The organism is Cyclonatronum sp., from assembly GCF_022565315.1.
Classification (GTDB): Bacteria; Bacteroidota; Rhodothermia; order Balneolales; family Cyclonatronaceae; genus Cyclonatronum.
Genome location: NZ_JAIUMX010000152.1, coordinates 1 through 7226 on the forward strand (window position 1 = coordinate 1; position 7226 = coordinate 7226).

The following is a 7226-nucleotide window of genomic DNA, read 5'->3' on the forward strand; positions in this document are numbered from 1 at the left end:
CACTATGGGAGAATTTTTGCGTTACCGAGCGGATGAAGCTGCTGCACAACCAACGGCAGTTCCCGAATCGCTACTTCTGGCGCACCTACGACCGCAAGGAAATCGACTACCTCGAAGAAGCCGGCGGAAGGCTGAGCACCTTCGAATTCAAATGGAGCCCCGCCGCCAAAGTCCGCAAACCGGCTGAGTTTTTTGAAACCTACCCGCATAGTAGTTTTGAGGTAATTACACGGGAGAATTACCGGGGGTTTTTGACGGAGTGAGGGTTTATTCCTGATTTTTCCGAAGAAGTTGGCAAAACGTTTTACATTGTTGTGCTCAAAATAGTACCCAATACCAAAAGCAATATTATCATTAGAGATATTGCGGGTGATTATTAATCCTGAATGCAACGTACAGATGCGGCAGTAGCACGTGAAGTGTGTGAAAGTCCAGCAGTATTTAAAAAATGTACAACGTAAACAGAGCTTTCCGCTATATCTGCGGCCCAATACCTACCACTCTGACCAGCATCAAAGTGGCTACCAGTATTAGAACGCCTACCCCCTACAGTTAATTTTAATGGTGAAGCAAACGCTCCTGCAGCATTATTGGTACTCCAAGTTGCCATCTCTTCTTCCCATTCAGCAACAGTTGGAATACGATAATTTTCGGGGCATGGATTGTTTATTCCATTGACTCCTTGCCAAAAACCGTCGTTTTTAGGATTCCTCCAATCCCATGGAGCATTTGAGGTACGAATAAACCAGCTATGCCCTGGCTGGTCAGTATCGCTTAACCCATTAAATGTTCCCGTATGCCAGTACTGGTGACCATCGGCATGACGCCCCCACTGATATAGGTGACCATACCCTCCTTGGTCATTACTCGCCATCGCGACTCTAGCAGCACCCAGATTCCGGTCCATCCAAGTGCGGCCAGTTGCAGGGTTAAAAACATTACTAACTACTGTCACTGTATCTACTAACCAATCACTTGTAGTAAATTCAAACAAATCTCCCCATGCAGTAATAATACTATTTGACGCATAGGCTCTAACCGTGTAAATTTCACCACGAGTTAAATTATCTATTTCAACGTCAAAATAGTTTTCGGAAAGACCATCATTTACGCAGCTACTATTTAAGTCCGGAATACCAACTCCTTGTACGTAACACACACCTTTTTCTGTTATCTCAGTTCCCCCATTATCATATATTTCACCACCCGTTTTAACTGTAGTATACCCAATATCAAAAGGCTCCCTAGTCATAATTATTGGAATACCATCACGTGTGGTAAATGATTCTTGATTACCCCAAAATGTACTAATCTGATTTTCTGCGTATGCTCTAATAAAGTAATTCATATTTGGCGTGAGATCACTTAAAGTCACAAAATAGCTTACCACTGATTCTTCTGCAGCTACACATGTATCATCCTGAGTAGGATTTTGAAAGATACTATAACAAACTCCGCGTTCAATTAAGGGGGCGCCGCCATCATCAATAATTTCGCCGCCTGTTACAGCTGAAAAGGCTAAAATATCTGAAGCTTCAGTCGTTGTTAGGGTCGCAATACCATCACGGGTTATAAAGCTGATTTGGTTTCCATAGGTCACTCCTGCATCGCTTTGCGAATAGGCTCTGACGAAAAATTCTGTGTCGTGGACAAGATCAACTATTGATAGCGAGAAATTCCCCAAGCCTTCACCTCCCGATATACAAATATCCTGTAAGGTCGGGTTTTGCATAGTGGCGTAGCATAAACCCCGCGCAGTTATCTGTGCACCGCCATCATCCGTTATTTCTCCCCCGCTTATGGCTGTAACTGCTGATATATTAGTAGCGATTGTAGTAGTTACATCAGCTACTCCGTCCCGCGTGGTAAATCCTTCATCATTGCCGTAAGCTACACCAGCTGCACTAACAGAATAAGCCCTCGCAAAGTATTGTGAATCGGGCGTCAGGCCTTCTATTATTACTGAAAAAGTGCCAATACCTTCTCCTGCCGCAATACATGTATCATTTAGTGTTGGCGTCTCTGTAGCTGCATAACATACGCCCCGTTCAGTAACAGGTGCTTCACCATCTGCCTCAATTACGCCTCCAGTCAACACGGAGAAAGCACGGATTTCGGAAGCGGGTGTTGTCGTAATCCCCGGAAGTCCGTCATTAGTGGTAAAGTTCACCTGCGCTCCGAAATATAAGCCGACATCATTTTGAGCATACGCTCGCACAAAATATTCCGTGTCAGGGTTAAGTTCAGAGAAACTTACTTCAAAACTGCCCAAACCCAAACCAGCAGAAACACAGGTATCTTCCAATGACGGATTTTCTGATGTTGCGTAACATGCACCGCGCGCGGTAATCTGAGCACCGCCATCATCGGTTATTTCCCCACCAACAACAGCTGAGAATGCAAGGATATTACTTACAGCGTTAGTGGTTAGTTCGGCTATTCCGTTACGCGTTATAAATGTTTCTTGGTTTCCATAACCCACACTTGTTTCGCTTTGTGCGAAGGATCTTATATGGTACTGAGTGTCGTACATTAGCCCTTCAAGTATAACCGTGAAGCTTCCCTCACCTACACCGCTTGAAAAACAGGTGTCTTCCAGCGTTGGGTTTTCAGCAGTTGATACACAAACTCCTCGCTCTATGACCGGGGCCTCTCCGTCTGTATTTATCACTCCCCCGGTCCGTGCTGTAAATGCGGTAATCTCAGTAGCCGGTGTTGTCGTTATGCCCGGCAAACCATCATTTGTATTAAAGCTGATCTGATTACCAAAGTGGCGGGCTACTCCGTTCTCTGCAAATGCCCTCACGAAATATGAAGTGTCAGGCGTCAGGTTTTCGATTGTTACGTCAAAAACACCTGTCCCCTGTCCGCTTTCAATGCAATTCGGGCTTTGGTCTGAATCTGCACTCGCCGAGTAGCAAATCCCGCGCAGCGTTATGGCATCACCACCATCCGAGTCTATTACAGTGCGAACACTCGCTGAAAAAGCTGTAACAGATTCAGCGGACTGTGACTGAATACCCGGTACCCCGTTCATTGTTATAAATGAAACCGTATTTCCGTACCCGACCCCTGCGGCACTTAAGGAATAAGCCCGGAGAAAATACTGCGTGTCGTGCAGGAGTTCGCCAAGCGTCACAGAAAAACTGCCGGCACCCTGCCCTGCTGATACGCAGCTATCGTCTATAGTAGGGTTTTGTGTAGTTGCGTAACACACCCCACGCCCGGTTACAGGAGCTTCGCCGTCCGGCTGAATGGTTCCTCCCGTTATCGCAGAAAATGCCCTGATTTCTGATGCCGGGTTTGTGGTAATGCCCGGCAAGCCGTCGTTGGTAGCGAAGCTGATCTGATTGCCAAAATGCACCCCAACCCTGTTTTCAGCATAGGCCCGCACAAAATACTGCGTGTCCGCATTGAGTTCTTCAAGTGTAATTTCAAAGCTTCCCAAACCTTGTCCGGCGGCTATACAATTATCAGACCGGTCAGGGTTCGGCATAACCCCATAGCATGTGCCGCGTGCGGTAATAGGATCGCCACCATCTTTTTCAATTATACTTTCAACCGAAGCAGAAAAAGCCGTAACAGAAGCTGCGGGTTGCGACTCTATTTCCGGTACGCCGTCCATTGTTGTAAACGAAACCACATTTCCGTAGCTCACTCCAACCGCGTCATTCACTGCCCAGGCCCGGAGCTCGTACCCGGTGTCCGCCTGAAGGTTGGTCAGCTGTACGGTGAAGCTGCCGTCAGCAGTATTCAGAATTTCGGCTGCCGGCCCTCCTTCTGCCTGACCCGAAAGTTCGTTTTGCTGCTGCAGCGCAGGGAGGTCACGGTTTTGCAGCCGTGCGGGTAAGTGATCTGAGCTTTGCTCTCTTGCCGGTGTCTGCCTTTGCTGCACGGCCACAGGCTGACGCTGCTGCAGCTGCTCCCGCTCTGCGGTGAGGCCGCTTTGCAGGTTTTCGGATGCAGGTCCTGCTGAGGGCTGCGGCCTACCGGCTTCAGCGCTCAGGCTGCGGCTCTGTCGTCCGGCGGCCTGTGCCAGCCTTTGGGAGGCGGCGCGAGCTGCAAAAAGATCCCCAGCTTCCCTGAGCGCCCCGCCTGCAAGCAGCTGCTGCTGTACTGCTGAAAGGCAGGTTTCCTCTTCCGGGCTTTGGGCAGGCCGGTAGCAGAGCCCCCAATCCAATACAACCGCGCCGTTTTCTTCACCGAGGGTAGCCCGCGCTACAGCGCTCAGCGCCCTGATTTCATCTGCCTGTCCGGTTTGAAGTTCAGGCACACCCGATAGTGTCGTAAAGCTCCGCTGTCCGCCGTAAATCGTACCGTCATCATTGGTGGCATAAGCCCGAACATAATGCCTTTCACCCGGAAAAAGTCCTGACAGATTACTTGTAAAGGAGCCCAGTCCTTCCCCGTCGTTGGTACAGGTATCCTCAATCGTCGGATTTTCCGAAGTGCTCCAGCACACACCCTTTTGCGTTACCGGACGGCCAAAGTCTGATTCAAAAAAGCCGCCGCTTCGTGCGGATGTGGCCTGAACAGTATGTACCGGCGCTGTATTCAGATCCGGGGTCGGGATGTAGGCCCCGCTTTCCTCATCGTAGGGGTTGTCAAAAACCGGCTCGGTTGGGCTGGTGCAGTAGAGCAGGGCCGCGGCGAGCAGCAGGCTGGTGAGGAGGGTAAGGGAGAGCTTTTTCATGGCGGGAGGTGTTTCGGGTCTGTTCGGTTTGGGCATCAGAAGCGGAGGGTGAGGCTTGCACCCTGCGGACCGAAGCCCGCCTGCACGGTTTGGCGGCTGTCGCGGTAGCCGGAGCGGGGGCGGAGGATGAGTACATCGAGCATCTGTACGGCATACACGCCGCCGAAGACAGCGAGGCCGAGCATCATGTTATCATAGGCCGTGCTTTGGTTGCCAAATTCCTTCAGCACATCGGCGCGGTAGCGGGCAGCATCTTCGAGGGAGGAAGCCTGCTGATATCTCAGCTGAGCGTTTTCGTAGCGCTCGCCGGCAGCAAGGTAGTCGAAGCGGGCCCAAACGGTAAATCCGGCCGCGGCAGCCGCACCGGCGAGGTAGAAGTAGCCGCGGTTGCGGTTGGTGTAGAGGTGCCCCGTGCCCGGCAGCAGGGCCGAGAGCAGCACGGCCTGCCCTTTAGAGGGGAGCAGCACCAGATTTTGCTCAACTACCGCTGCGGAGCCGACCGTTACCCTGCTTTTCTGTCGGGCGAGATGCGGGTGCCGGACTTCGATTTCATAGCTGTCCGGCACTACCGAGATGCTGATTTCCCCTTGTCCGCGCCGCTCTCCGTTGATGAAAATTTCAGCGTCGGGCATATCGGTGCTCACGTTCAGGATGCCCCGCGGCAGCTGTTCCCGCCGCTGCCGGTCCTGCCGGGCGGCAAGGCTTTCGAGTACAACCGTAGTATCGATGCGCTCGCCGGGCCGTGCATTGACCCGCAGGCTGAGGTCGGCATAGCCCTGAGCCGATACCACAACCGTACGCAGCCCGCGCTCGAGGTTGATTTCACTGCTGTTGTTCGTTGCGGGCGCGTTGCTGTCGGTGGCACGGAGCTGGAAGTTGGGCGCATTGGCCCGAACCCGCAGGGTAGCAAAATCCGGACTCAGCTCCGGGGCAAGAAAGCTCGTTTCGCCGGGGCGAATGGTGATGTTTCCGGAAACCGGCTGGAAAAAATTACGCTGTACCCGAAAGCTGTAGGTTCCGGCATCGATCTGCACCGGCTGCTGCCGCTGATAGGGCTGCAGGCGCTCATCGCCGCCGGCCGTATTCCGCAGGAAAAGCTGCGCATCGGGAGTGTTCACCACCAGGAACCCGTAGGTCGGCCGCAGGCTGACCTCAAGCATGCTTGTCCGGCCGGGTTCAATGGTGAAGCGGCCGGTTTCATCTTCGTAGTTCGGGCGGCTGATGCGGTAGCTGTAGGTGCCGGTATCGAGCCGGATGCTGCGGTTGGGCGTGTAGGTCACCCGGTATTCGGGCACCTCATCCGTTGCGAGGAAAAGCGTGGCGTTGGGGGTATTCAGGTTCAGGAAACCGAAAGTGGGGGTCAGCACCACGTCGCGCACGGTGGGCCGCAGCGGATCTACGCGCACAATCACGTGCTTGGTTTCGTGGTCGGGAAGCTCAACCCGGATGTTGTAAGTTTGGGCGATGATGTTGGTGAAGCTGTGCGGCGTGCTGTAGGTGCCGGGCAGTCCTTCGACAGTGAAGGTCGCGCTGGAAGGCTCCGAGCGGATAAGCAGGTCGCCGGTATCGGTGATGCTGCGGTCCTGCGGATCTATGCGGAGTTCAATCACCTGCCGGGCATTCAGCACGCCCGTGCTCATGCGGGCCTCCATATAGCCGGGCGCGCGGAAGTAGAGCGCCTGCGGCCGCGGCAGAATGATGACCCGGTACACCCCCGAAGCCGGGTCGCTCAGATCGGCAATGATATCAAGGTTGGAAGCAATGCTGAGGTTGGGGATGCTGCTCTCGATGTACACGGCCGCATAGCCGGGGTAATCCTGAAATACAAAAGCGCGGTTGTTGGTTACGCGCTCGACCTCCATCTGCCGCAGCACCTGCGCCTGCGCGGCGGACCCGGGCAGCAGGGCGGGCAAAAGCAGGGCACACATCACAAAAAGCCAAAGCGAAGCAAAACGGGCGCGGGGTGCAGTAAAAGGCGGTTCAAGCGGAGTTTCAGAATACATAGCGACAAAACAATGAAAAAAATACTATCAAAGCCCGATGCGCACTGTTACCAATCCGTGATTTTTTCGGGCTTCTTGTAAAGATATTGTTTTGAGCTTTAAAGCTGAAGTAAAATCGGTGCCTGGCAGAAATTATCGGGCTTACGGGGCGGGGCTGGCTTCGTGCACTTCGCGAGATCCTTTGCGGCCTTTGTGGTAAAAATCAGCTGCCGGTTTTACCGCGAAGGGCGCGATGGGGTTGCGCGAAGGTCGCGAAGGGGCAGCCTGATTGGGCTCCATCCCCCATCATCCCCAAAAAAATCCGCGAAAATCCGGCCCAATCCGCCCGATCCGCGTGCTATCTCACCCCACGTCCGCTTTTTCGCGCCTTGCTACGGTGAGCAGCCAGATGATGCCCGTGAGTACGAGGCCGGCCGAGAAGATCAGGATGGCGGTTTGCAGCTCCAGGATGTTGAACTCCAGCAGCAGCGACACCGCGAGGGTCGAGAGCGACTGTGCGACGGTGAACAGCAGGAATTCCGCGCTGAACA

The 7226-nt window shown here is 53.2% G+C and carries 3 protein-coding genes and 1 pseudogene; 1 reads left to right on the forward strand and 3 read right to left on the reverse strand.

The annotated features are described in order from the left end of the window. Window positions 1–263, forward strand: a 263-nt coding sequence (locus LAT75_RS14680; RefSeq protein WP_291483434.1) for a DUF4143 domain-containing protein, incomplete at its 5' end; no start/stop codon positions are given. A 113-nt stretch (window positions 264–376) separates the two neighbouring features. Here the strand turns inward: LAT75_RS14680 and LAT75_RS14685 are convergent. The 3 genes and pseudogenes from LAT75_RS14685 to LAT75_RS14695 all read right to left on the reverse strand — a co-directional run. Continuing rightward, on the reverse strand, window positions 377–4693 hold the full coding sequence (locus tag LAT75_RS14685; RefSeq protein ID WP_291483435.1) for an FISUMP domain-containing protein: 4317 nt from the start codon (window positions 4691–4693) through the stop codon (window positions 377–379). A 35-nt stretch (window positions 4694–4728) separates the two neighbouring features. After that, window positions 4729–6696 carry a hypothetical protein gene (locus LAT75_RS14690; RefSeq protein WP_291483436.1) on the reverse strand — a complete coding sequence of 656 codons (1968 nt, stop codon included), beginning with the start codon at window positions 6694–6696 and terminating at the stop codon, window positions 4729–4731. Window positions 6697–7038: 342 nt separating this feature from the next. Beyond that, window positions 7039–7226: pseudogene (locus LAT75_RS14695) on the reverse strand (MFS transporter); the annotation flags it as partial.